The organism is Mycobacterium sp. NPDC003449 (genome assembly GCF_053588415.1).
Map to the genome: position 1 here is coordinate 1 of NZ_JBSFPX010000107.1, position 24176 is coordinate 24176.

A 24176-nucleotide genomic window follows, 5' to 3' on the forward strand; every position below is an offset into this window, starting at 1 on the left:
GGCCCAGGATCTCGGTGCGGAAATCCTCACGGCGGTCCGACCACCGCAGCCCGCCGCGCGCCACGAAGCCGAATCGCAGGTGCACACCTTCGACCCGTGGCGAGTAGACGAAGATCTCGAATTTCGGCCGCGGCAAGGGAAGTTCGTTGATCAGAACGGGATTCAGCTTGATTGCCAGCAGGTTGCGCGCCCGTGCCGAATCCGGGTTCTTGACAAAGTAATTGGTCCGCAGCGTGGCCTGAATCAGGGTGGCGAAGGCACGCAGCACCCGGTCGGTGTCCAGGCTGACCAGTGCGTCGATATCGGCGGCCACGGCCGCGGCGGCGGCCTGGGCGGTACCGGTGGCGGCATTGTCGACCGTCGGGTCGAACAGCGCCTCGAACAACTCGACCAGCGACCGCGCGGTACCCGGGTTGTCGTTGAGCACCGTCTCGATGTGGGACTGGCTGTAGGGGAAGCCGGCCTGGCGCAGGTACTTGGCGTAGGTGCGCAGGATCGCCACCTGCTGCCAGGTCAACCCGGCCCGCATGACCAGCTCGTTGAACCGGTCGATCTCGACCCGTCCGTGCCAGATCGCGGTCACCGCATCGGCGAACCGCTCGGCCGTCGCGGCTCGGGCCGCGGCGTCGGGCGCGTCGGGAATGCTGCGGTGCAGCGAGATCTTGAACTGGTAGATCCAGACCCGCAGCCCGTCGGCCCGGGTCACCGTGTACGGCCGCTCCTCGAGCACCACCACGCCCATCGACTGCAGCATGGGTAGCAGTTCGCTCAGCGACGCGGTCTGCCCGCCCAGGTACCAGGTGAGCTGGGCGCCATGGTCGGCGCCGCCCCCGGTGAACACCAGCTTAACCGAATTGTCCTGCAGCGCTTCGATGATCGCGATGTCGGCGATCGCGTTCGCCGGCGCCACCGCCTGCTTGTAGTCGGCGGGGAACGCGCCGGCGTAATGTTCGACGGCCGCCGCGTCGAGCCCGCCCTTGGCCGCCGCGCTCGACATCCGGTCACCCCAGTTGCGGGTGGCATCGGTCAGCAGGTCCTGGATCCTGGCCTCGTTCTCGGCCGAGGTGTCCACCCGGTGCGAACGTGACCCGTCGGGCAGGCGCACCGTGAAATGCACAACCGCCCAGGGTGATTCACTCACCCGCGCCGAATAGTCGATGCTGTCCCCGCCGAGTTCGCGGACCAGGATGTCCTGCATCTCCAGCCGCACCGCGGTGGTGTAGCGGTCGCGCGGCAGATACACCAGGCAGGAGACGAAATGCGCAAGCTGATCGGCCCGCAGGAACAGCAGGGTGCGGCGGCGCGAGCCGAGGTCGACCACCGCCAGCGCCATCTCCAGCAGTTGCTTGGAACTCAGCGCGAAAAGCTCGGGCCGCGGGATGGTCTGGATGATGTCGCGCAGCAGCTGGCCGGGATGGCTGGGGTCGCGGTGCGCCATCGCCAGCGCCTCCTCGACCCGCCGTGCGACCAACGGGATCTCCAGCGCGTTGGCGTTCATCGCCGCCACGGTGAACAGCCCGACGAACCGGTGTTCGACGATCCGTGCCCCTGCGGTCTCCCGCACCACCACGATGTACGGATAGGCCCCGTACCGCACATAGCTCGGGATCGTGGCCTGAGCCAGCACCAGCAGATCGTCGGGGTCGGTCAACGGCGGCAGGACGTCCTCGCGCAGTCGCAGCACCCCGAGCCGGCTGGCCGGATCGACCGAGGCGTGACCGTCGGCGACGGTGCACCGCTGATAGCCGAGCACGACGAAATGACCGTCGGACAGCCAGCGCAGCAGCGCGGCGACGTCCTTGCGGTCGGCGTTCGGGAAATGCCCCTCGACATCGGTGGCCAGATCGTTGGCCAGGCCGTGCAGGGAGGCCACCATCGCGCCGCTGTCCAGCCCGATCTGGCGGGCTTCGGCGAGGATGCCCGGCAGCAGCCGGGTCGCCTCCGACAATGCGCCGCCACCGGCCGCCGCGGTCACCGGGACCAGGATCCAGCACTCGTCGACGCCCTCCCCGCCGACCGCCTCGGCGGCCGGGCGGATGTCGAGCAGTTCGCCGTCGGCGCCGCGTCGCACCCGGAAGACCGGGTTCATGATGGCCGTATAGGCGACGCTGTTGCGGTGCAGCAGCACCGTCACCGAGTCGACCAGCATCGGCGCCTGGTCGGTGACGATCTGCAGCGCCGGACCGGTCTCGTCGTCACCGGGGTGCACCGCGACCTTGGTCTCCCCCGGTGCGCGCCGGCTGCCCAGCCGGTAGTGGGCCGCCACCGTGGCATCGGTGACAACCCGATCGGGTGTGCCGATCGCCATCGGCCCGGTCGTCGCCGCGCCCGGTGCATCGGCCTGTGGACGCCGGTAGGTGGACCGGAACGCGGCGGCGAGCCGGTGGAGCACATCGGGTGCGGGCTCCCCGCCTTCCCGCTCGCTTATCGCCTGTCCTGGAACCGCGCCCGGATACGCCGCCATCTTGGATCACTCCTGACTCACGCCCTCGCACCGGCAGTGGTGCGTTACCGCGACATTAGTAGCGTCCCCCGGGCCGCTGTGCTTCAACCCATAAAGGGTCAGTCCCGAGTCAGCCTCCGGTGGGTAACCCGATGCGGCCGCGCCGCCTCGGCACCGAGACGCTCGATCTTGTTGTCCTCGTAGGCCCCGAAGTTCCCCTCGAACCAGAACCACTTGGCCTCGTTGTCGTCGTCGCCCTCCCACGCCAGGATGTGCGTGCAGGTGCGGTCTAGGAACCAGCGGTCGTGGCTGATCACCACGGCGCATCCGGGGAACTGCTCCAGCGCGTTCTCCAGCGAGGACAGCGTCTCCACATCGAGGTCGTTGGTCGGCTCGTCGAGCAGAATCAGGTTGCCACCCTCCTTGAGGGTTAACGCGAGGTTCAGCCGGTTGCGTTCACCACCGGAGAGCACCCCCGCCGGCTTCTGCTGATCGGGTCCCTTGAACCCGAACGCCGAGACGTAGGCCCGGGACGGGATCTCGTTCTGGCCGACCTCGATGAAGTCCAGCCCGTCGGAGACCACCTGCCACACGGTCTTGTTCGGGTCGATGCCGGCACGGGTCTGGTCGACATAGGACAGCTTGACCGTGTCGCCCACCTTGACCGTGCCGCTGTCGGGCTCCTCGAGACCGACGATGGTTTTGAACAGCGTCGTCTTACCCACGCCGTTGGGCCCGATCACACCGACGATGCCGTTGCGCGGGAGCGTGAACGACAGGTCCTTGATCAGGGTGCGGCCCTCGAAGCCCTTGTCGAGGTGCTCGACCTCGACCACCACATTGCCAAGGCGTGGCGGCGCCGGGATCTGGATCTCCTCGAAGTCGAGCTTGCGGGTCTTCTCCGCCTCGGCCACCATCTCCTCGTAGCGGCCCAACCGTGCCTTGTTCTTGGCCTGCCGGGCCTTGGCGCCCGAACGGACCCAGGCCAGCTCCTCCTTGAGCCGCCGCTGCAGCTTCTGGTCCTTCTTGCCCTGCACCTCGAGCCGCTCGGCCTTCTTCTCCAGGTAGGTGGAGTAGTTGCCCTCATAGGGGTACGCGCGGCCGCGGTCGAGCTCCAGGATCCATTCGGCGACGTTGTCCAGGAAGTACCGGTCGTGCGTGACGGCCAGGATCGCCCCCTTGTAGGCGGCGAGGTGCTGTTCGAGCCACAGCACGCTCTCGGCGTCGAGGTGGTTGGTCGGTTCGTCGAGCAGCAGCAGGTCCGGCTTGGACAGCAGCAGCTTGCACAGCGCCACCCGACGCTTCTCACCGCCGGACAGGTGGGTGACCGGCTCGTCGGGCGGCGGGCAGCGCAGCGCGTCCATGGCCTGTTCGAGCTGGCTGTCGATGTCCCAGGCGTCGGCGGCGTCGAGCTCCTCCTGGAGCTTGCCCATCTCCTCCATCAGCGCGTCGGTGTAGTCGGTGGCCATCAGCTCGGCGACCTCGTTGTACCGGTTGAGCTTGGCCTTGATCGCCACGCCGTCCTCGACGTTCTCGCGGACCGTCTTGGTCTCGTCGAGCTGCGGCTCCTGCATCAGGATGCCGACCGTGGCGCCGGGCGCCAGGAACGCGTCGCCGTTGTTGGCCTGATCGAGCCCGGCCATGATCCGCAAGACGCTCGACTTACCGGCCCCGTTGGGACCGACGACGCCGATCTTCGCGCCCGGAAGGAAATTCAGGGTGACGTCGTCAAGAATCACCTTGTCGCCGTGCGCCTTGCGGACCTTCCGCATCGTGTAGATGAATTCGGCCATGCCGTGGTGTGCCTTTCTGAAGCTCTCAGGGTCGTCTCATGTCCGCTTGCGCGTGGACGCGACAAGCCCCATTTCCCGCGGCCCATCCTAGGCGTGGCCCGAACCGGCTAAACCGCCAGTGGCAGCCCCTGTGTTTCGGGCTGTCCTTCGACCAGCTCGTCGTCCGGATCACCATCCGGGTTGTCGGCACCGTCGTCGGCAGGCCCGGCCAGATCGTCGGACTGCCGGTCCGGGGCGGCCGGATCCTGGCGCGACGCTCCCGGCTTGGGCAACGGCTCGATCTTGGCGATGCACCGCGACAGGTCGGGCCCGACCGCGGTCGCCCTGACCTCCACCGACGACCGACGGATCCCTTCCTTGTCCTCGTATTCGCTGGTGTAGACGTGCCCGGCGACGACAACCCCGTCACCCCGGCCCAGCGAGGCGCTGACGCCGGTGGCCAGGTTGCCCCAGCAGTTGACCGTCACGTACAGCGAGTTGCCCGGCTCCCAGGTGCCGGCCGGGCTACGCCGCCGCGAGTTGCTGGCCACCCGGAATTTGAACAGCTCCTGGTCCCCGAATCGCAGCCGGACCGGATGGGTGACGATGGTGCCGACCACGGTGAACGGTGTTTCGAACATGTCTGATGTCCCCTTCGCTTTGGTTGTCGCCCGGCGCCTGATGCCGGGGCCACCCTCATTGACCGCCGACGCGCCGACATCGGCGGGGCGCCGGGCCGCCCGGAGCGCCGGCCTGGGGATGAATCGCAGGTTGGGGATGAGGCGCTAGCGCGACGGTTCGTCGCGACGCGCCAATTCGGCCAGCATGTTGTTGTAGGCGGCCAGGTCGGCGTCGTCATCGCGGTCGGCGGCCCGGTCGAGCCGCTTGGCCGTGCGCTGATCACTGCGGCGCCACTGGATCAGCAACGCCAGCATCACGATGACCAGCGGGACTTCGCCTGCGGCCCAGGCGATACCGCCACCCAGCCGCTGATCGCCCATCAGGTCGGTGTGCCAGGTCAGTTGCAGGGAGCGGTAGAAGGATTCGCCGAGGATGGTCTGTGTGCCCATCATCACCACGCCGAAGAACGCGTGCAGCGGCAGCGAGGCGAACACCATGCCGATCTTGGCCAGGTGCGGGATCGGGCGTGGGGTCGGGTCGATGCCGATCACCACCCAGTAGAACAGGTACCCCGAGATCAGGAAGTGCACGTTCATCAGCACGTGTGCGGCGTGGGTGCTGACCGCGGCGTCGAAGATGCCGCCCAGATACAGCCCGTAGAAGCCGCCGACGAAGACGACGGTGGCCACGATCGGATTGGTCAGAACCCGCGACAGCCGCGAGTGCAGGGCGGTCAGCAGCCATTCCCGCGGGCCCGGGGGCGCCCCACGGCCCGCGGCGGGCAGCGCCCGCAACGCCAGGGTCACCGGTGCGCCGAGCACCAGCAGCACCGGGACCAGCATCGACAACAACATGTGCGCGGCCATGTGCATGCTGAACATGGCGGGCATGTACCGGCCGACCCCCGACGAGGTGGTCACCAGCAGCGTCGCGCAGCCCAGCAACCAGGCGACCGTGCGCCCGACCGGCCAGGCGTCGCCGCGCCGGCGCAACCTGCGCACCGCGGCCAGATAGACCACGGCGGCCACGATCGATGCGGTGCCGAGCAGCAGGTCGAAGCGCCAGTCGAACAGGAGCCGGGTGACGGTCGGCGGCCCGGAGAAGTCGTAGCCGATCGCCACCTCGGTGGCACTGGGCTGCACCCGCTCCGGTGGCGGCGGGGTGCGCCCCAACCCGACGGCGATACCGAACGTCACGCCGAACAGCGCCGCCTCGGTCACGGCGAGCCGGATCAGCGCGCCGCTCGCGGCCGGATCGGCCGCCAGCCGCGCCAGCCCGCGGCGGCGCTGGGCCCAGCCCAGGACACCGAGCGCCGTCAGCGCGACCATCTTGCCCACCACCAGCCAGCCGTAGGAGGTGGTGAACAGGTCGGAGATCCGCATCCGCACCAGTGCGTTGAGGACGCCGCTGACCCCCATCGCGACGAAGCACCACAGGGCCAGGGCCGAGAACCGGCGCGCCGCCAGCGCCGTGTTCTCGCCGTGGTCGCCCCGCCGCAGGGCATGGACCAGCAGGGCCATCAGGCCGCCTGCCCACAGCGCCCCGGCCATCAGATGGATGAACAGGCTGTTGGTGGCCAGATCGTGGGCGCCGCCGGCCGACGAATGCCCGGTCAACGCCAAGGGCACCAGCGTCAGCAGCGACCCGGCGAGCAGCACCGGTGTCCAGCCCCACCGCAGCACCGGCAGGCTGGCGATCGTCACCGCCGCGGCCAGGATGGCCGTCCAGCGCCACGCTCCGGCGATGTCGACCAGGCTGGCCACCGACCAGATCTCGACCGGGCTGAGGTGGTCGGCGACCGGTTGACCGGACACGTCGGAGATGGTCAGCGGAACCAGCAGCGCGGCACAGACCGTCCACACCGCCGACGCCGCCGAACCCAGCCGCAGCGCGCGGTAGCCGGCGACATCGAGCACGCCGCCGGCCTGCGGAGGCACCAGGAACGCCGCGAACAGGAACGATCCGACGGCGACGACGGCCGCGATCTCACCGGCGGCGCGCACGAACGGCAGACCGTACGTCGTCACCGGCCCCGGATCGGGCAGGCCGGTGGCGGTCAGTGCGTCGGCCAGCGACAACGCACCGATGCCTGCCGCGACGGCCCCGGCCAGCAGACCGACACCGGCCAGCACGGGCCACACCGCGCTGCTGCGCACGTCGGAGGTCGCAGGACCGGCAGATGTCATGGTCACAGCGTATGGCGTGCCGATCCGCCGCCGCCGCGCGCGCCAGTGCTACCGGGGCCCAGTGCTACCGGGGCCCGCCGAGACCGCGGTGCTCGGCTTCCCTGGCGACGAACTGCTCGCGCGCGATCGTCTCGACCGTATCCATATCGGCGAGGATGGCACGCAGCTCGTCGCGGAAGGCGACCCGGCGCGCGGCGAGATCCCGGCCGGGCCGCAGCAGATCCTGATCGGCGGCCACCTGCCGGGCGGTGACGAACAGCAGTGCCGACACCGACTCGTTGCTGCGCACCCGGCCTTGCGCGACGTACTGGCGTCCGACGCCGAGGGCACGTTTGGTGAGATCCTTCTCGGCGATCTCGGGCGGGGCGTCGCGCAGCACGTCGGCGACGATCCCGTACGCCTCGAAGAACGGGCGCAGCATGGCGCCGGCGATCAGGGGGCGCTTGGCCCGCAGCAGCCCGCGTATCGACTCACCGCCCGCCTCGACCTGTGACTGCCATTCTCCGGCTGCCCCGGTGCCGACGTGCCACGACATCTCCTCGGCGACGTTGTCGTGGAACGTCTCCGAATCCGCGAAGTAGAAATCGAACTTGAGCAGGTCGCGAAGGCGCGGAACCTGCATCCAAAAGGCTTGCAGCGGGTCGCCTTCGGCGTGCGCGGCATGTGCGAGCGCCAGTTCGACGATCGAGGTCTCCAGGAAGGCGTGGATCAGCGAGTTGCGGTAGAACGCCGCTTCCAGTTCATCCTCGGGTGCGATCCTCCAGACCGGTTCTCGCCCGCTGTCCACCACGGTCACCGGATGACGGTTGGACAGTGCGTCCACCGCCGACCGCACGCCCTCGGGCGTGCGCAGCCGCAGCGCGCTGTTGGTCATCGGGGTGTCCTTGCGCTCCAGGTAGTCCAGGGAGTCCTGCAGCGTGTGGTGCAGCTGGTCGAGAGTCAGCGCCTGGCCGCCGGTGGCCAGCAGCAGTGCCGATACCAGGCCGGTGGCGTTGACCGGCGTGACCCGCAGGATCCGCCAGGCCACCTCGAACGCCATCTTCTGCATGGCGAGCCGTTTGGCCGCATCGTCGTCGACCATCGGCCCGTGGGGTTCGCCGAGGTATTGGCGCATCGAAACCGCTTCGGGGAAACGGACATAGATCTTGCCGTAGTTACGGTCACCCTGCGCCTTGATGAAGTTGTAGAGCCAGCCAAGCCCCTCGGGGGTCTTCTCGCCGCCGCGGGCGTAGGCCGCGTATTCGGCGGTCTCGTGCAGCTGATCGAAGCTGATCGACACCGGCTGCAGCAGAATGTCTTCGCTGCGGCCGTCGAGGTAGGCGTCGGCGACGTAGGACAGCAGTCCGAGCTTGGGCGGCAACATCTTTCCGGTCCGCGACCGGGTGCCCTCGATCGACCAGTTCAGGTTGAACCGTTTCTCCACGATGTAGCCGACGTACTGGCGCAGCACGTACTTGTAGAGCGGATCGTCGAGTTTGCGCCGGATGAAGATGACCCCGGAGTGCCGGAACAGCGGACCCATCAGACCGAAGGACAGGTTGATCCCGGCGAAGGTGTGCACGGGCGGTAGCCGGTTCTCCTGCATCGCCACCGGGACGATCACGCCGTCCAGGTAGGACCGGTGCGAGAACAGCAGGACGGCCGGATGCATCTCCAGCGCGTGGCGCATCGTCTCGATCTCGCCGCGGTCGTAGTCGATCCGGGGGTCGAACCCGCGGCTGAAGATGGCGCGGCCCAGGGTCGGGATGAGGTCGACGGAGAATCGGCTCCACCCCGTCGAAAGTTCGTCGAGCATCTCGCCGGCCGTGTCCACGGTCGCGCCGGGGATCTTCTCCAGCCCCTCGCGAAACCGCACCGACGCCAGCATCTCCGGCTTGACCAGACGGGGCGACTTGTATTCGGGGCCGAGCAGCCGGAGCTCCACCCGCTCGATCGCCAGGATCGCCCGGCGGAGCACGAAATGGGCGAATTCCCTGGGGTTCTCGGCGACGGTGGTCTCGCTCCACTGCTGGCGCAGCTCGGAGACCTTGGCCGGTTCACCGGCCACCACCCTGGCCCGGGACGGATCTTTGCGCAGGATCCGTCGTTGCAGGAGCTCCGGTGGCCGATAGGTGTCGCGATCGGAGATCAGCGCCATCACCTTCAGCCGGGTGGGCAGCCCGGCCGGCACCCAGAACACCCGCACCGGCACCACCTGCCTGTCCTCGTCGGCCTCCAGTTCCTCGACCAGTCGGGCGAGCACCCCCGGTGCGGGCTCGTCGGCCGCGGGCAGTTGCAGCACCTCGACCCTGGATTCGGGATGGTCGCGGCGCTGCGCCTTGAGCCAGTCGTTGAGCAGGTCCAGCTCGGCGGCCGAGGACACCGATGCCAGCACCAGCGCGTCGTCGGAGGTGGTGAAGCTGGCGAAGTGGTCGGTGGAATCGGTCACGGCCTGCCCCTCGCGGTGCCGCGGCGGGCGCCCGGATCGGGTTTGGTCCCTGCGGCTTTCGCGGGAGCCTTCCTTGCCGCCTTCTTGGGCGCCTTGGCGGCCGGCTTCGGCGGCTCGTCGAATGCGAACTCCGGCAGGGTGTCGTGCGGCCACGATTTGAGGGTGTCGAGGTAGAGCTGGCGGATCGCGGCGATCCGATCCGGTAGGTCCTCGGTGGTCCAGTCGTGCACCGGAATCGGCGGGTAGACCGCCACGTCAACGGTTCCGGGGTTGAACGTGCTGGAATCGCGCGCGGCGATCACCTCGGCGTTGCGGATAACGATCGGGACGATCGGGACACCCGCGGCCATCGCGATCCGGAACGGCCCCTTCTTGAACGGGCCGACCTCGGTGGTGTCCAGCCGGGTGCCCTCGGGAGCGACCAGGATCGACAAACCCTTGCGGGCAAGGTCTTCCACCTTGCGCAGGCTCTCGACGGCCTTCTGCGGATCGTCGCGGTCGATGAACGCCGCGTCCATCACCCGCCCCAGCGTGCCCACCAACGGATCGTTGGCGAGTTCCTTCTTGCCCACGCTGGTGAAGTTGTCGCGCACCAAGGCCCCCGCAATGACCGGGTCGGCCTGGTTGCGATGGTTGAAGATGAACACGGCGGGCCGCTGGGCGGTGAGGTTCTCCTCGCCCAGCACGTTGAGGCTGATACCGGTGGCCGCCAGCAGAACGCGGCTCCAGGTCGAGGTGAAGAAGTTGACCCCGCTGCGCCGATTGCGGTTGAGCAGGCCCCAGCCGATCGCACCCGCGGCCACCGGCATCAGCGATGCCACCCCCGCCACCGTCCGCAGCTGCGAGATCGGGCTGCCACCGCTGCGGCTGCTGAACTTCAGGATCGGCCAGCCACGTTTGGCGGCCACGGCGGCCAATTTTCCCGCCGGGTTCGTCGGCCGCGGATTGCCGACCACGTACATCAGCGCGACGTCCTCGTCGCCGTCGGCATAGAAGTAACTCTTGGCCAGATCGATCTTGTTATCGGCCGAGAATGCCTGCACGGCACGGGCTTTCCCAGGGCCCCAGATGATCGGTGTCTGCACCTCGCCGGTGATCAGACCGTCGTCGTCGGTCTCGAACTTGTTGCTGAGCACATTGTCGATGCCCAGGAACCGGGCGACCGGCTCAACCTGCACCGTCAGCGCCGAGGAGCTCAGCACCACGGTGTGGCCCCTGGCCATATGGGCCCGCACCATCGCCCGCATCTCGGGGTAGATCCGGCCCTGGACGTACTGGAGGAACAGCCGCTCCCCCAGTTCGTCGAGGTCGCTGAGCGAGTTCCCGCGCAGCATCCGGGCACCCCTGCCGATCAGGCTCTCGAACTCCGACCGGCCCAACTGGTGGTTCAGGCCGGCCTGCACCATCCCGATGAACTCACCGACCCCCATCTGGCCGCGGCGCAGCCGGTCCTGGGTCATGATCACCCCGGTGAAGCCGGCCACCAGGGTGCCGTCGAGGTCGAAGAAGGCGCCGATCTCGGGCCCCTCCGGACTCGCCTCGATCTCGGCCAAGGTGCCGGGAAGCCGCATCTGCGGCGGATTGCCCTTACCTGTCGAAGTCACTGCGCACCACCCCCGTTCGATGATTCTCCGGCAGGCGCATCGACACTGAACGAGGCCGGGGTGCAGCGTGCGTCACCCCCGAGGGCGAGCACCTCGTCGAAGCCGTCCCGCAGGCAACGCGCGAAGAGCCGGTCGTCGGTGACGGCGGCCCGGTCGTAGCGGACGGTGACGGTGATATGGCCGGACCGGGAGATGAGCACCGCCATCATCGCCACCCCAGGCAGCGGACCCAGCCCGTAGTGCCGCAGAATCTTCGCGCCGGCGATGTAGGTGTCCCCCGGGTACACCGGCACATTGCTGGCCTGCACGTCGGAGTTCACCACCGACCCGGCGACCGATTCCAGGAAGGTGTCGGGCAGCAGGCTGAGCACCGGAGCGACCGCGCCGACGACGTCGATGGCCCGCTCCTGTCGTTTGCTGGTCATCTGCGATCGGACGGCTTTGATCCGGGCCGCGGGATCGGCGATGGCGACGGGTGCGGCGAGATTGACCCCGGCGAAGCGGTTACCGCCGGCCGGATCGTCCTGGGCGCGCAGATTCACCGGCACCGCCATCGGCAGGGTTTGTACCGGGATGCCCTTCGCCTCGTGATAGATCCGCAGGGCACCGCACAGTCCGGCCAGGTAAGCATCGTTGATGGAGCCTTCGGCTGCCTTGGCGGCGCGATGCAGGTCGCCGAACGGGATGTCGATCGCCTCGCTGCGCGACGACAGGCTGCGGCGGCGCAACAACGGCGACGGGTCGGCGGCCGGGCTCATCACCCGGGCTCCCGACTTCGCGTAATCCACCACCCCGCCCACCGCCGACACCGGATCGCGCACCGCCCTGGTGGCCACCCGGGCCGCACCGCCGAGTACGCCGAGTACACCACCGACGATCGAGCCGGGCAGCCGGTTGATGCCCTGGCGCATCAGATCGTTGGGCGAGAGGTCCTGCGGGATCGGCAACGGCGCCTGTGGGTCCGGCCCGGGATCGCGTTCGAGGTCATAGATGTTGGCGAACATCTCGACGCTGCCGACGCCGTCGGTCACCGCGTGGCTCAGGTGCAGGATGGTGGCGGCGCGGCCGTCGGCCAGTCCTTCCACCAGCGTCGCACTCCACAGCGGGCGGGTGATGTCCATCGGCGACTGCAGCGCCACCTCGGCGAGGTCGAGCACCTCGCGCACCGTGCCAGGCTGGGGAACGCGGACCCGGCGCACGTGGTAATCCAGGGTGAAATCCGGATCGATCACCCACCGCGGCGCGGCGGTGGGCAGTGTCGGCATCACGACCTTCTGGCGCAGCCGCAGCACCTTCCGGGAGGCGTTGTCGAAGCGGGCCCGAAACCGGTCCCAGTTCGGCGTGGTGTCGAGGATCTCGACGCCCATGATGCCGGAGCGGGTACGGGGATTGGCCTCCCCGCGGTGCAACAGCTGATCGACCGCACTCAGTTCCTCGGGCAACCCGGCCGCGTCCGACTCCGGCACTTCGCTGCTCATAACGTGGTCCCTCTCCCCTCACCGGCGACCGAGTGCAGCGTCCACGCTAGTCTGCCGCCGAGGACCACGGGGCGGCTTTGCCGGGTGTCACACCCGACCGGTGGCCGGCACCGGCACGATAGACTCTTCGAGCGCTGCCTCCGTAGCTCAGCGGATAGAGCAGCCGCCTTCTAAGCGGTTGGTCGCAGGTTCGATCCCTGCCGGGGGCGCTTCTTGGGGACGAGTGGGCGCCGGGACGAGGAATCGGTTGTCCGACAGCGAGTCACCGGGTCCCGTCGACGGCGGCCAGGATATCGGCCACCTCGCTGCGGGTCGTGTAGTCCGGGTGCACGTCGATCCACCTGACGACGCCGGCGGCGTCGACGACGACAACCGTTGGCATCGGCAGCGTGGTGCGACCATCGGCGTTCACCTCGGTGAGGTCGAGTCCCAACTTGATCTGTGCGGCAATCGAATCCGGAGACGGGCCGTGGAGGATGCCCAACCCGGCGGCGATCTGGTTGCCCGGGTCGGAGGCGACCGCGTAGGTCAACTCGTTGGTCTCGGCGGCGCTCAGCGATCCGTCGGGCTTCTGCGGGCTCACCGCGATCAGCGCGAAGCCGCGTTCACGCAGCGCCGGCACCAACTCGCCCTGGTAGGTGCGCAACGCGATATTGCAGTACGGGCACCAGGCTCCGCGGTAGAACACCACCACCGCGGGCCCGCCGTCGCGCAATTGCTCCAGCGAAGTCGGGGCGCCGTGCGCATCGAGCAGCTTCCCGTCGGGCATGACGTCCCCGGGCGAGGCCACGCCCTCCGGCACGCCGCGCGCCGTCAAAGCCGCCTGCTCGGTCGTGAATGCAGCCACGACCTCGGCCGGCAGGTTCGCGGCCGCTGCGGTCGCGGCGTCCCGCGACTGTTCGCCGATCGTCCGAGTGTGCGTTGTCATGCGTGCGCCTCCCTGCAGATTGGATTATTCATTCCACAAAACGGCAGATTTTTTGGATTGTCAACTCCAAAATTGATAGCGTCGGTGGATGTTCACCCCGAAGGGCCGGGCCACCAGGGACCGCATCGTGTCCCAGGCCGCCGCGTTGATGCACGCCCGCGGGGTCTCGGGAACCAGCACCGAGGACGTTCGCGCCGCCGCAGGCGTCAGCGCGTCGCAGATCTACCACTACTTCGACGACAAAGGCGCGCTCACCCGCGCGGTCATCGAGTATCAGACCGCCACCATCCTCAGAATTCAGGAAGCGATGCTCGCGCGGCTCGACGATCTCGACGCGTTGCGCGCGTGGGCCGATGTGATCGTCGAGTACCAACGATCCAACGGCTGCCGCGGTGGGTGCCCGCTCGGGTCGCTCGCCAGTGAGCTCGCCGAAAGCGACAGTGCCGCACGGGAAGATGTCGCCGCGGGGTATCGCCGCTGGCAAGCGGCCATCCGCGCCGGGCTGGCCGCGATGCGGGACCGCGGTGAGCTCGCCGACGTCGCCGACGTCGACGGGCTGGCGACGGCACTGTTGACGACGCTGCAGGGCGGTCTGCTGATGGCCCAGACCCTGCGCGACGTCGAACCGCTGCGGACGACGCTGGACGCGATGATCGACCACATCGCGTCCTTCACACCGTCGCGGCCGCTGCACGCCGGCGGTCGACGGCACTAGGGTCGTCGCCATGGCACGGCGACGACGGGACATGCCACCGCCCGCAACCGGCGGTAGCGAGCGTGAAGTTCTCCTCGGGTTTCTCGACTACCTCCGCGAGTCGGTGATCGCTAAGGCGCACGGTGCACCCGAACCGCAGGTCCGTCACCCCGGCGTGCCGTCGGGGACCAATCTGCTCGGGTTGCTCAATCACCTGATCAATGTCGAGCGGTTCACCTTTCTGGGCGACGACGTCCCCGACTGGCCCGCGACCTTCCACGCCGCCGACAGCAGCACCGTACCGGCGCTGACGACCGAGTACCGACGGGTCACCGCCGCGGCCAACACCACGATCGCCGCCTGCGTCGATCTCGGCTCGCCGTGTCAACGGCCGACCCGCAACGGCAAGTCGCCGTCGATGCGCTGGGCGCTCACGCACATGATCGAGGAGATCGGACGCCACGCCGGGCATATGGACATCCTGCGCGAACTCATCGACGGCTCCACCGGCCGCTGACCCGGCACCTACGCCAGGGTGCGCTGCGGACGGCCGCGGTACTCGCTCAGCGGCCGGATGAGGGCGTTGGATGCCGCCTGTTCCATGATGTGGGCCGTCCAACCGGTGATCCGGCTCATCACGAAAAGCGGTGTGAAGCTGGGGATGTCGAAGCCCATCAGGTGGTAGGCCGGCCCGGTCGGGAAGTCCAGGTTGGGCTTGATCCCGGTGGCGGCGAGCATGTTCTGCTCCAGGCGGTCATAGATGTCCAGCCATCGTTGCCCGTCGCGCACCGCGGCCACCCGCTGCAGGGCAGCTTTCATGGCGGGCACCCGGGAATCGCCATTTTTGTACACCCGGTGCCCGAAACCCATCACCTTGTCCTTGCGGGACATTTTGCCGTGCAACCACTCCGCGGCATTCTCGGCGCTGCCGATCTCGAGCATGTCGTGCATGACCGCCTCGTTGGCGCCGCCGTGCAATGAGCCCTTGAGCGCGCCGATCGCCGCCGTCACCGCGGAGTAGATGTCGGACTGCGTCGAGGTGACTACGCGTGCCGCGAACGTGGACGCGTTGAAACTGTGCTCGGCGTAGAGGACCATCGACTGCTCGAAAGCCTTGACGATCACCGGGTCCGGTACCTCACCGAAGCACATGTTCAGGAAGTTCTCCGAATAACTCATGTGGCTATGCGGGGCAATCGGTTCCAGCCCCCGGCGCCGGCGCATGTCGGCAGCGACGATGGTGGGCAGGACCGCGAACATCCGCAGCGACTTGGCGAGGTTGGCCGTGGGGGCGCTGTCGTCCTCCTCGGGGTCTTCGGCGCCCAGGTAGCTGATCGCCGTGCGGACCACGTCCATCGGATGGCAGGTGTCGGGGATCTTGGCCAGTAGTGACTGCATCGACCGATCGATACGGCGCGACGCCCGCTCACGCTGGGAGAACAGTGCCAGCTCCTGATCGGTGGGCAGTTCGCCGTGCCACAGCAGATACGCGACCTGCTCGAAGCTGCAGTGCGCGGCCAGATCCTGGACGGCGTAACCGCGGTAGGTCAGTGAGTTGGTTTCCGGGACTACCTTGGAGACGGCGGTGGTGTCGACCACCACGCCCGCCAGTCCTTTGTGGATGCTCGGTGAGACTGTGTCGTTCGCGGTGACGGTCATCGTGTCGCCCCTTGCAGCGAAAAATTGTAGATATCCGAGTCGAACTGGTTGTAGTCGTTGTAACGCAAGAGTTCATACAGCCTGCTTCGGTGCTGCATCTGATCCAGAATCCCGGATTGTGTTCCTGTCGAGGAGATTTCACGCAGTCCCACCTCGACGGCATGCATCGCCAGGCGCAGCGTGGTCACCGGGTAGATCACCATGTTGTAGCCGATCTCGGACAACTGCTGGGCCGTGAGCAGTTCGGACTTTCCGAACTCTGTCATGTTGGCCAGTAGCGGAACGTCGACCGCGGCCCGGAACTGTTCGAAATCCGCCGGGGTGTACAGAGCCTCGGTGAAGATCAGGTCCGCACCGGCGTCGGCGTAGGCCTTGGCCCGGTCGATCGCCGCGGCGATCCCCTCGATCCCCGCGGCATCCGTACGGGCGCAGATGATGAAGTTGGGATCCCGCCGTGCCGAGACGGCAGCACGCAGCCGCTTGACCATCTCGGCGGTCTCCACCACGGCCTTGCCGTCGAGGTGTCCGCACCGCTTCGGGTTCACCTGGTCTTCCAGGTGCAGCCCGGCCAGCCCCGCGTCTTCGAGCAGTGTCACGGTGCGGGCCGCGCTCATGGGTTCCCCGAAGCCGGTGTCGGCGTCGATGAACGTCGGAAGGTCGGTAGCCGAGGCGATCTGGGCTCCGCGGGCCGTCACCTCGGTCAGCGTCGTCAACCCGATGTCAGGCAGACCCAGGTCGGCCGACAGGACCGCACCCGAGACGTAGACGCCGTCGAAGCCGATCTCGGCGACGAGTTTGGCGACCAGCGGGGAGAACGCCCCCGGAAAGCGCAGGAGCCGGCCGGATTCCAACCCGCGACGGAACGTCCGGCGCTTCTCCGAGACCGGGACCTCGGAGCCGAGCAACCCGCTCATTGGAAGATCCCCGACGGCACGGTCGGCGCCTTGTCCAACACCCGCGGGGCCACCCGGACGTTGAGCGTGGCGAGCCCGCCGGCCTTGGCCATCGAGACGTTCTCGACTACACTCAGGAACCGTTGCTGCTCTTCGGATTCCACGACACCGTCGGCCAGTTCGGCGAACTTGGCGACGTATTGTTCACGCTCGAACGGCCGCGCCCCCAACGGATGCGCATCGGCGACGGCGAGCTCGTCGACGATGGTCTCGCCGCTCTTGAGGGTCACCACGGCTTTGGCTCCGAACGCTTTCTCGGCCGGGTCGTTCGAGTGGTACCGCCGCGTCCACTCCGGATCCTCGACCGTGGCGACCTTCCGCCAGAGTTCGACGGTGTCGGCCCGGTGTGCCCGCTCCGGCGCGTAAGACCGTTCATGGTGCCAGGCGCCGTCCTGCAGGGCGACGGCGAAGATGTACATCACCGAGTGATCGAGCGTTTCCCGCGAGGCGTCGGGATCGAACTTCTGCGGATCGTTGGACCCGGTGCCGATCACCACATGTGTGTGGTGGCTGGTGTGCAGCGTGATACTGGCGATCTGGTCCAGATCACCGATACGCCCCCGCATCCGCCGGGCCAGGTCGATGGGCGCCTGGCTCTGGTACTCGGCCGAATGCTCCTTGGTGTAGGTGTCCAGGATGGCCCGCTTGGGTTCACCCCGAGCGGGCAGCGGAACGTGGTACGTGTGCTCGGGGCCGGACAGCAGCCAGGCGATCACGCCGTCCTCGCCCTCCCAGATCGGCGCGGGCGCCCCCTCGCCGCGCATCGCCCGGTCCACGGCCTCGATGGCGACCTTGCCCGCCCATGCCGGCGCAAATGCCTTCCAGCTGGAGATCCGCCCCTTGCGGGACTGACGCGTCGCGGTGGTCAGGTGCAGCGCCTGGCCGATTGCGGCGTAGATCGTCTCGGGGTCCAGCCGCAGCATGGTGCCCAGGCCGGCGGCGACCGACGGACCGAGGTGCGCGACGTGGTCGATCTTGTGCCGGTGCAGGCAGATTCCCTTGGCCAGGTCGACCTGGACTTCGTACGCGGTGGCGATACCGCGGATCAGGTCGGATCCGCGGACGCCGAGGTGTTGGGCCACCGCCACCAGCGCCGGGATGTTGTCGCCGGGATGAGAGTATTCGGCGGCGAGGAAGGTGTCGTGAAAGTCCAACTCGCGCACGGCCACCCCGTTGGCCCAGGCTGCCCACTCGGCCGAGACCGTATCGTCGACGCCGAACACCGCGGCGCCCCGCCGGGTCTTATGCGCCTGCGCCTGGGCCCGAGCCACGGTGACGGGACGGCGGATCACCGATGCGGCCGACACCGCAGCGTTGTCGATGATCCGGTTGATCACCATCGCCTCGGTCTCGGACGGCACCGCCACCGGGTCCGCCGCGACCTCGGCGATCTTCCACGCCAGGTGTTCGGTCCGCGGAAAATCGTCGGCGCTACGCCGTGTTCTCACCTCATGTTCACGCATATTTCGCACGGTACGCAGACCGAATTCCCCGCGAAAGAGCCTGTAAATGCATAATTTTGCGTCCTTCAGCGAAGACTTTTGCGAATATTGTGGATGCTCGATGAGGTAGTCTTGGGAGCGGTGGCAAAGACATTCGCGGGTGCCCGCCTGAGGCGCTTACGAGACGAGCGAGGCCTGACCCAGGTCGCGCTGGCGCGCGCCCTGGGGCTGTCGACCAGCTACGTCAACCAACTGGAGAACGACCAGCGCCCGATCACCGTCCCGGTGCTGCTGGCATTGTCGGACCGCTTCGACCTGCCGACGCACTACTTCGCGCCGGACGCAGACGCCCGGCTGGTGTCCGATCTGCGTGAGATCCTCACCGACGGTCCCGCCACCAATGCGCAGATCGAAGAACTCGTCGCCCGCATGCCCGAGGTCGGCCAGGCCATGGTGAACCTGCACCGGCGGTTACACGATGCGACGGCAGAATTGGAGGCCGTGCACGATCGTGCGAGCCTGAACGTGCAGACCGGCACCCAACAGCCCATGCCGTTCGAAGAGGTCCGTGACTTCTTCTACGACCGCCGCAACTACATCGACGCACTCGACCGGGCGGCCGAGGAGCTGTTCGGCCGCCACGGCTTACAGCTCGGCGGGCTCGATGTCCAACTGGCCGGTCTGTTGTCCGCCGAGTTCGGTGTCACGGTGGTCGTCGACGACGGTGACGTCCTCGGCGCCAACGTGAAACGGCGCTACCACGCCGAGGTCCGCACCCTTCACGTGGCGCGGTGGCTGCTACCCGGACGACGCGCGTTCCAGCTGGCCACCCAGATCGCCCTGCTGTCACACGCCGATCTGATCGACGCCATCGTCGCGACCGACGCCCGTTTGAGCTCAGAGGCGAAGGGGGTGGCCCGAATTGGCTTGGCGAACTACTTCGCCGGCGCGCTACTGCTTCCCTACCGGACGTTTCTGGCCGCCGCGGAAGACCTGCGGTACGACATCGACCAACTCGCCCGGCGATTCGAGGTCGGATTCGAAACGGTGTGTCATCGCCTGTCGACCTTGCAGCGACCGGACGCGCGCGGCATCCCGTTCATCTTCGTGCGCACCGATAGCGCGGGAAACATCTCGAAACGGCAGTCTGCCACGGCTTTTCACTTCTCACGGGTCGGCGGGAACTGCCCGCTGTGGGTGGTGCACCATGCATCGGCGCGCCCGGGCGAATTCCTGACGCAGGTGGCCCAGATGCCCGACGGCCGCAGCTACTTCTGGATCGCCAAGACGGCGGACACGGCACCGAGCCGATACCTGGGGACCCCCAAAAGCTTTGCCATCGGCCTGGGCTGCGACCTGGCCCACGCCGACAAGCTCGTCTATTCGGTAGGCATCGATCTGACCGATCCCGAGGCCGTCGTGCCGATCGGTGCGGGTTGCCGAGTCTGCGACCGGCCGGCCTGCCCTCAACGGGCGTTCCCGTACGTGGGCAAGCCGGTCCAGGTCGACCCGCAGACCAGCAGCAGCCTGCCTTATTCGCCGGCAGGTCAGCCCGCCGACCGCTGACTGTGCCGAGCGTGGGCCTCATGCACGCAAATTCGCCGCAACGCGTGCATGAGGCCCACGCTCGCCAGTTCAGCCGGCGCGCACCTCCGCGGCCGCTGCCACCAGGTGCTTGAGCGATTCGGTCACCTCCGCGGTGTTCCTGGTCTTCAGACCGCAGTCGGGATTCACCCAGAGCCGCTCAGCAGGAACAGCTTTCAGCGCCTCCCGCAAAGAGGCGGCGATTTCCTGCACACCCGGCACCCGCGGTGAGTGAATGTCGTAGACGCCAGGGCCGACACTGTTGGCGAACCCGGCCTCGTTCAGATCGCCGAGCACCTCCATGTGCGAGCGGGCCGCCTCGATCGACGTCACGTCGGCATCCAGATCGGCGATCGCCCCGATCACCTCGCCGAACTCCGAGTAGCACAGGTGGGTGTGGATCTGCGTCGAGTCAGCGACCCCTGAGGTGGACAGCCGGAACGCATCGACGGCCCAGCGCAGGTACGCCTCCTTGTCCCTGGTTCGCAGCGGTAGCAGCTCGCGCAGGGCGGGCTCGTCGACCTGGATGATCGCGACACCCGCCGACTCCAGATCCACGGTCTCGTCCCGGATCGCGAGCGCCACCTGGGCGGCGGTATCGGCCAGCGGCTGGTCGTCGCGGACGAACGACCACGCCAGGATCGTGACCGGCCCGGTCAGCATGCCCTTGACCGGCTTCTCGGTCAGCGACTGTGCATAGGTGATCCATTGCACCGTCATGGGTTTCGACCGTGCGACGTCGCCGTAGAGGATCGGCGGGCGTACGCAGCGGCTGCCGTAGGACTGCACCCAACCGTTCTGCGTCGCGAAGAACCCGTCGAGTTGTTCGGCGAAGTACTGCACCATGTCGTTGCGCTCGGGTTCACCGTGCACCAGCACGTCGAGGCCCAACCGCTGCTGCAGTTCGATCACCGCGGCGATCTCGGCCTTCATCCGGGCTTCGTACTCGGCCCGGTCGATCTTGCCGGCCCGCAGATCGGCGCGGGCCACGCGAATGGCGGTCGTCTGCGGGTAGGACCCGATCGTGGTGGTCGGCAGGGCAGGCAGGTTGAGCCGGTCCTGCTGTACGGCCCGACGCCGGTCGGCGGGGCCGCGGTTGACGCCCGCGGCCACGATGGCGGAGATGCGCGCGCGGATGTCGGCGTTGTCGAGGCGCGGATCGGCCTTGCGGGACGCGATGGCCTCGTTGGACGCCGCGATCTCGGCCGAAATGGCCTCGCGACCGTGCGCGAGGGCACGCGCCAGGGCGGCCACCTCACCGACCTTTTCGGAGCCGAATGCCAGCCAACTCCGCAGCGCCGGATCCACACCATCCTCGGCGTCGAGGGTGTAGGGCACGTGCAGGGTCGAGCACGACGTCGATACCGCCACCGTGCCGGCAGGTCCCAGCAGGGTGGCCAAGGTGGCGAGCGCGGCCTGCAGATCGGTGCGCCAGATGTTGCGGCCGTCGACCACGCCGGCCACCACCAGCTTGCCGGCCAGCTCCGGCGCCGTGGCCACCGCGGAAACACCTCCGGCGACCAGATCGATGCCGATGGCCTCGACCGGGGTGCGGGCCAACACGGGCAGTGCATCGGTGAGCTCACCGAAGTAGGTGGCGACGAAGATGGCCGGCCGCCTGGTCAGGTCCGCGAGCCGGCGGTAGGTCTGCTCGGCCAGCTCGGCGGCGTTGTCGAGCATGTCGGTCACCAATACCGGTTCGTCGATCTGGACCCAGTCCACGCCCTTGTCGGAGAGCAGCTCCAGCAGTTCGGCATAGACGGCCACGAGTTCCCCGAGGCGCCCGATCGGCTCGGTACCGTCCACCGTCTTGGACAGCGCCAGGAAGGTGATCGGTCCGACGATCACCGGACGCGCGGGAATACCCTGGGCGGCAGCCTCTTCCACCTCACCGAGCACTTTGGCCGGATTAAGCCCGAAGTGGGTATCTGCACCGATCTCGGGCACGATGTAGTGGTAGTTGGTGTCGAACCACTTGGTCATCTCCAGCGGAACAATCTCTTCGCCACCGTAGGCGCCACCGCGGGCGGCGGCGAAATAGCGGTCCAGGTCATCGGTGATCGCGGCTACCCGCGGTGGGAGTGCACCCAGCAGCACGGCAGTGTCGAGAACCTGGTCGTAATACGAGAAGGTGTTGACTGGGACCGAGTCCAGTCCGGCCGCGACGAGCGATTCCCAGGTGTCGCGGCGCAACGTGGCGGCAATGGCTTCCAACTCGGCGCGGTCGGTGCGGCCGGCCCAGTATCTTTCGACGGCTCGCTTGAGTTCGCGATTGGGCCCGATGCGCGGGGAACCGAGAATGGTGGCGGTGAACGGTACAGCGGTTGCGTTCATGACGAGGTCCTTCAACGTGCTCGCAGGATGGCCACCGCCCGGAGACGTCGAGCCGAACACGTGTAAACCCGCCACGGGTACACCGCTTCGGCCACTGCCTATTCCGCGAGGCGATGAACCACCGGACGCGGCGCGTCCGGTACGGCTGGCAGGTCTTCGGACTCGCAGGCCCGCACGGCGATCCGTGCACCTAGTGGCCGTCGCTTCCCAGCCGCAGTTACCTGCGTGCCAGTGCTGATGACGGCGGTCGTTCCTGCTTACCGCTGCGGGACAGTCCCGGATTCCCACCGGGTTCCCTCTCGCGCCGCACCTGGATCAGCGTGCGGCGCTCGGTGTCGGCACCGGCCTGAGCCTGCGCCGACAAACCAGCTGCGTCGCTCACACTACCCGCCCGGCCGCAACGACAGCACGGCTCAGCGCGGCATCGCGACCATGATCCGGTCCACCACATCGGCGGCCTGCGTGACAGCCGAACCCTCGGGTTTACAAGCCTGAACATCCATCACGAGATTGGCGGCGACGGCCAGCGCACGCTGGCAGGCCCGGGTCTGGTCCCCGTTCACCCGGCTGAACGGCAAGGTGAGCTCGGAACTCGTCCTGGTGAGGTCTCCGCTGGTCCACCTGGGCAGGGGTCGACCGTTGAGGGTGATGTTGACATGGTGATTGGTGCACTTGGACCAGCGATCTGCCGACTCGTCGAGGAAATCCCGGGCATCCCGCGTGGACGCGAAGATGACCACCGACTGGACCACCAGGTCGTCCCAGTCATCGTTGTCCGGCGCCCGCAGCAGCACCTGACGCATGGCCGCCCAGTCCCTGCCGTAGATGGCGGACTCGTCGACCTGCCAGGCACCCAGACAGTTCAGGTTGGGCAGCAGGTCACGATGATCGCCCATCTCGGTGACGGGCCGGTGCGCCGTCATCCCCTCGGCGCCCATCACGGTGTCGATCTGATCGGCGCTGAGCAGCAGCCCCGCAAGCGCCGACTTCGGAACATCCTTCGGCGGGCCGTTGGCCGGGTCGCCATTGCCGGCACAGCTGGTTGCCAGCAGTACCAACACGAGCAATGAAATCGCGTGACGGATCACAGTCAGGCGTGGGTTCCTGCAGCGGCGCAGGCCATCTGCGCGTTGTTCGCGTCGTTGTTGAGCCGGGTGGCCGTGTCATTGAGCGACTGTCCACCGGTGCGCAGCCCCATCTTGAGAAGCAGCTTGGTGGCACCGACGGACCACGAGCGCATCGGGTTGGCGATGTCCGGCGAAAGTCCAGGTGTACCGGCCGCGCTCATCGCCGACGCGGCGGCCTCGCGCAGCGCGGTACGGCCACTGGTGTTGGTGGTGCTGATGGTCGGGTCGCCGTAGTCGGGACGTTCCACCCCTTCGATGGAATCGGCGAAGTCGCCGTAGAACGTCGACGCCGAGTCCAGGGCATCGGCGAAGGCCGAACACGCAGTTACCGCAGGCACTCCCGGCTCGGCAAGCCCCGGAACACCGGGAGCACTCGGCATGGGATCTTCCGGATCGGCGGCTGCGACGGGCATCGCGGCCAATCCGATGCTGAATGCGATGAGCAGTGCGGCAATCCCCCGCTCGCACGCCTTGGACGACCTCAACGATTCCTCCATCACTCGGTTGGCGGTGCACGGCCCGCAGTGCGGCCGCATCGGCGAAAGGCATTACACCTCGGCGACTTTGCCCTCATACCGTCTGCGGGCCGGGTGTCCGAACGATGAACGGACGACCAACGCCCCGATTCTGCCTGCGGTCGATTGGATGTCGGCATAAGACCTGCGTCACAACCGCGTATTACGTTGTTGCGCAGGCAATTATCAGATCACTCACAGCCTTCTTCAAGAGTCGACCGGACAGCAATGTTGCGCGACGTGTTGGCGCGTTGTTTACCGTCGCGAAACCCGACCCGTCCATGATTCGTCGCGACAGATTCCTTGGGCCCCTTTGGTTCTCCGATCATCGACGTCGGGCCACCCGGGCTCAGAACCACGAGAGGCGCAAGTTCACGCATGTTGCAACGTTTTGCCACCCTGGCTGCA

At 67.7% G+C, this 24176-nt stretch carries 18 protein-coding genes, 1 tRNA gene and 1 riboswitch; of the genes, 4 read left to right on the top strand and 15 right to left on the bottom strand.

Going from position 1 to position 24176, the window contains the following annotated elements:
* The 7 genes from ACWDTP_RS23790 to ACWDTP_RS23820 all read right to left on the bottom strand — a co-directional run.
* On the bottom strand, window positions 1–2464 hold a 2464-nt coding region (locus ACWDTP_RS23790; protein WP_450024308.1), incomplete at its 3' end, for an NAD-glutamate dehydrogenase domain-containing protein.
* A 98-nt stretch (window positions 2465–2562) separates the two neighbouring features.
* Window positions 2563–4236 carry an energy-dependent translational throttle protein EttA gene (gene ettA, locus ACWDTP_RS23795; RefSeq protein WP_450024310.1) on the bottom strand — a complete coding sequence of 558 codons (1674 nt, stop codon included), beginning with the start codon at window positions 4234–4236 and terminating at the stop codon, window positions 2563–2565.
* Window positions 4237–4343: 107 nt separating this feature from the next.
* A complete protein-coding gene (locus ACWDTP_RS23800; RefSeq protein ID WP_450024312.1) occupies window positions 4344–4856 on the bottom strand; it encodes a single-stranded DNA-binding protein in 513 nt (170 codons plus the stop codon).
* Window positions 4857–5000: 144 nt separating this feature from the next.
* Window positions 5001–7022, bottom strand: a complete 2022-nt coding sequence (locus ACWDTP_RS23805; protein ID WP_450024313.1) for a cytochrome c oxidase assembly protein — start codon at window positions 7020–7022, stop codon at window positions 5001–5003.
* A 64-nt stretch (window positions 7023–7086) separates the two neighbouring features.
* Window positions 7087–9450: a glycerol-3-phosphate 1-O-acyltransferase gene (locus tag ACWDTP_RS23810; protein WP_450024315.1), complete on the bottom strand. Its 2364-nt coding sequence runs from the start codon at window positions 9448–9450 to the stop codon at window positions 7087–7089.
* Window positions 9447–11021: an HAD-IB family hydrolase gene (locus ACWDTP_RS23815; protein ID WP_450024341.1), complete on the bottom strand. Its 1575-nt coding sequence runs from the start codon at window positions 11019–11021 to the stop codon at window positions 9447–9449. Before ACWDTP_RS23815 ends, ACWDTP_RS23810 begins: the two co-directional genes overlap by 4 nt.
* A 29-nt stretch (window positions 11022–11050) precedes the next feature.
* Window positions 11051–12532 (bottom strand): wax ester/triacylglycerol synthase family O-acyltransferase, encoded by a 1482-nt coding sequence (locus tag ACWDTP_RS23820; protein WP_450024317.1) that lies wholly within the window; start codon window positions 12530–12532, stop codon window positions 11051–11053.
* Window positions 12533–12668: 136 nt separating this feature from the next.
* On the opposite strand from ACWDTP_RS23820, the gene ACWDTP_RS23825 reads away from it, so the two are divergent.
* Window positions 12669–12741 (top strand) — tRNA-Arg (locus tag ACWDTP_RS23825).
* A gap of 53 nt (window positions 12742–12794) precedes the next feature.
* Here the strand turns inward: ACWDTP_RS23825 and ACWDTP_RS23830 are convergent.
* On the bottom strand, window positions 12795–13460 hold the full coding sequence (locus ACWDTP_RS23830) for a peroxiredoxin-like family protein (RefSeq protein ID WP_450024319.1): 666 nt from the start codon (window positions 13458–13460) through the stop codon (window positions 12795–12797).
* Window positions 13461–13548: 88 nt separating this feature from the next.
* Between ACWDTP_RS23830 and ACWDTP_RS23835 the strand changes: the two genes are divergently transcribed.
* Both ACWDTP_RS23835 and ACWDTP_RS23840 read left to right on the top strand, forming a co-directional pair.
* Complete coding sequence (locus tag ACWDTP_RS23835) at window positions 13549–14175, top strand: TetR/AcrR family transcriptional regulator (protein WP_450024321.1); 627 nt, start codon at window positions 13549–13551, stop codon at window positions 14173–14175.
* A 10-nt stretch (window positions 14176–14185) separates the two neighbouring features.
* Window positions 14186–14671, top strand: a complete 486-nt coding sequence (locus ACWDTP_RS23840; RefSeq protein WP_450024323.1) for a DinB family protein — start codon at window positions 14186–14188, stop codon at window positions 14669–14671.
* Between the two features lie 8 nt (window positions 14672–14679).
* On the opposite strand, the gene ACWDTP_RS23845 is transcribed toward ACWDTP_RS23840, so the two are convergent.
* From ACWDTP_RS23845 to prpD, 3 genes are read right to left on the bottom strand one after another with little or no spacing between them, the layout of a single operon-like run.
* A complete protein-coding gene (locus ACWDTP_RS23845) occupies window positions 14680–15813 on the bottom strand; it encodes a bifunctional 2-methylcitrate synthase/citrate synthase (protein ID WP_450024325.1) in 1134 nt (377 codons plus the stop codon).
* Window positions 15810–16727, bottom strand: coding sequence for a methylisocitrate lyase (gene prpB, locus ACWDTP_RS23850; RefSeq protein ID WP_450024327.1), 918 nt, complete (start codon window positions 16725–16727; stop codon window positions 15810–15812). The genes ACWDTP_RS23845 and prpB overlap by 4 nt, the downstream gene beginning before the upstream one ends.
* Window positions 16724–18229 (bottom strand): 2-methylcitrate dehydratase PrpD, encoded by a 1506-nt coding sequence (gene prpD / locus ACWDTP_RS23855; RefSeq protein WP_450024329.1) that lies wholly within the window; start codon window positions 18227–18229, stop codon window positions 16724–16726. The genes prpB and prpD overlap by 4 nt, the downstream gene beginning before the upstream one ends.
* 111 nt (window positions 18230–18340) lie before the next feature.
* Here prpD and ACWDTP_RS23860 point away from each other — a divergent pair, with 111 nt between their 5' ends.
* Window positions 18341–19774: a short-chain fatty acyl-CoA regulator family protein gene (locus ACWDTP_RS23860; RefSeq protein WP_450024331.1), complete on the top strand. Its 1434-nt coding sequence runs from the start codon at window positions 18341–18343 to the stop codon at window positions 19772–19774.
* A 69-nt stretch (window positions 19775–19843) separates the two neighbouring features.
* On the opposite strand, the gene metE is transcribed toward ACWDTP_RS23860, so the two are convergent.
* The 4 genes from metE to ACWDTP_RS23880 all read right to left on the bottom strand — a co-directional run.
* A complete protein-coding gene (gene metE, locus ACWDTP_RS23865) occupies window positions 19844–22126 on the bottom strand; it encodes a 5-methyltetrahydropteroyltriglutamate--homocysteine S-methyltransferase (protein WP_450024333.1) in 2283 nt (760 codons plus the stop codon).
* 148 nt (window positions 22127–22274) lie between these two features.
* Window positions 22275–22455: riboswitch (cobalamin riboswitch) on the bottom strand.
* A gap of 84 nt (window positions 22456–22539) precedes the next feature.
* The gene (locus ACWDTP_RS23870) at window positions 22540–23214 is read right to left on the bottom strand and encodes a sensor domain-containing protein (protein ID WP_450024335.1); all 675 of its coding nucleotides are present in this window, start codon (window positions 23212–23214) and stop codon (window positions 22540–22542) included.
* Window positions 23215–23216: 2 nt separating this feature from the next.
* On the bottom strand, window positions 23217–23750 hold the full coding sequence (locus ACWDTP_RS23875) for a hypothetical protein (protein WP_450024337.1): 534 nt from the start codon (window positions 23748–23750) through the stop codon (window positions 23217–23219).
* Between the two features lie 209 nt (window positions 23751–23959).
* On the bottom strand, window positions 23960–24176 hold a 217-nt coding region (locus tag ACWDTP_RS23880; protein WP_450024339.1), incomplete at its 5' end, for a hypothetical protein.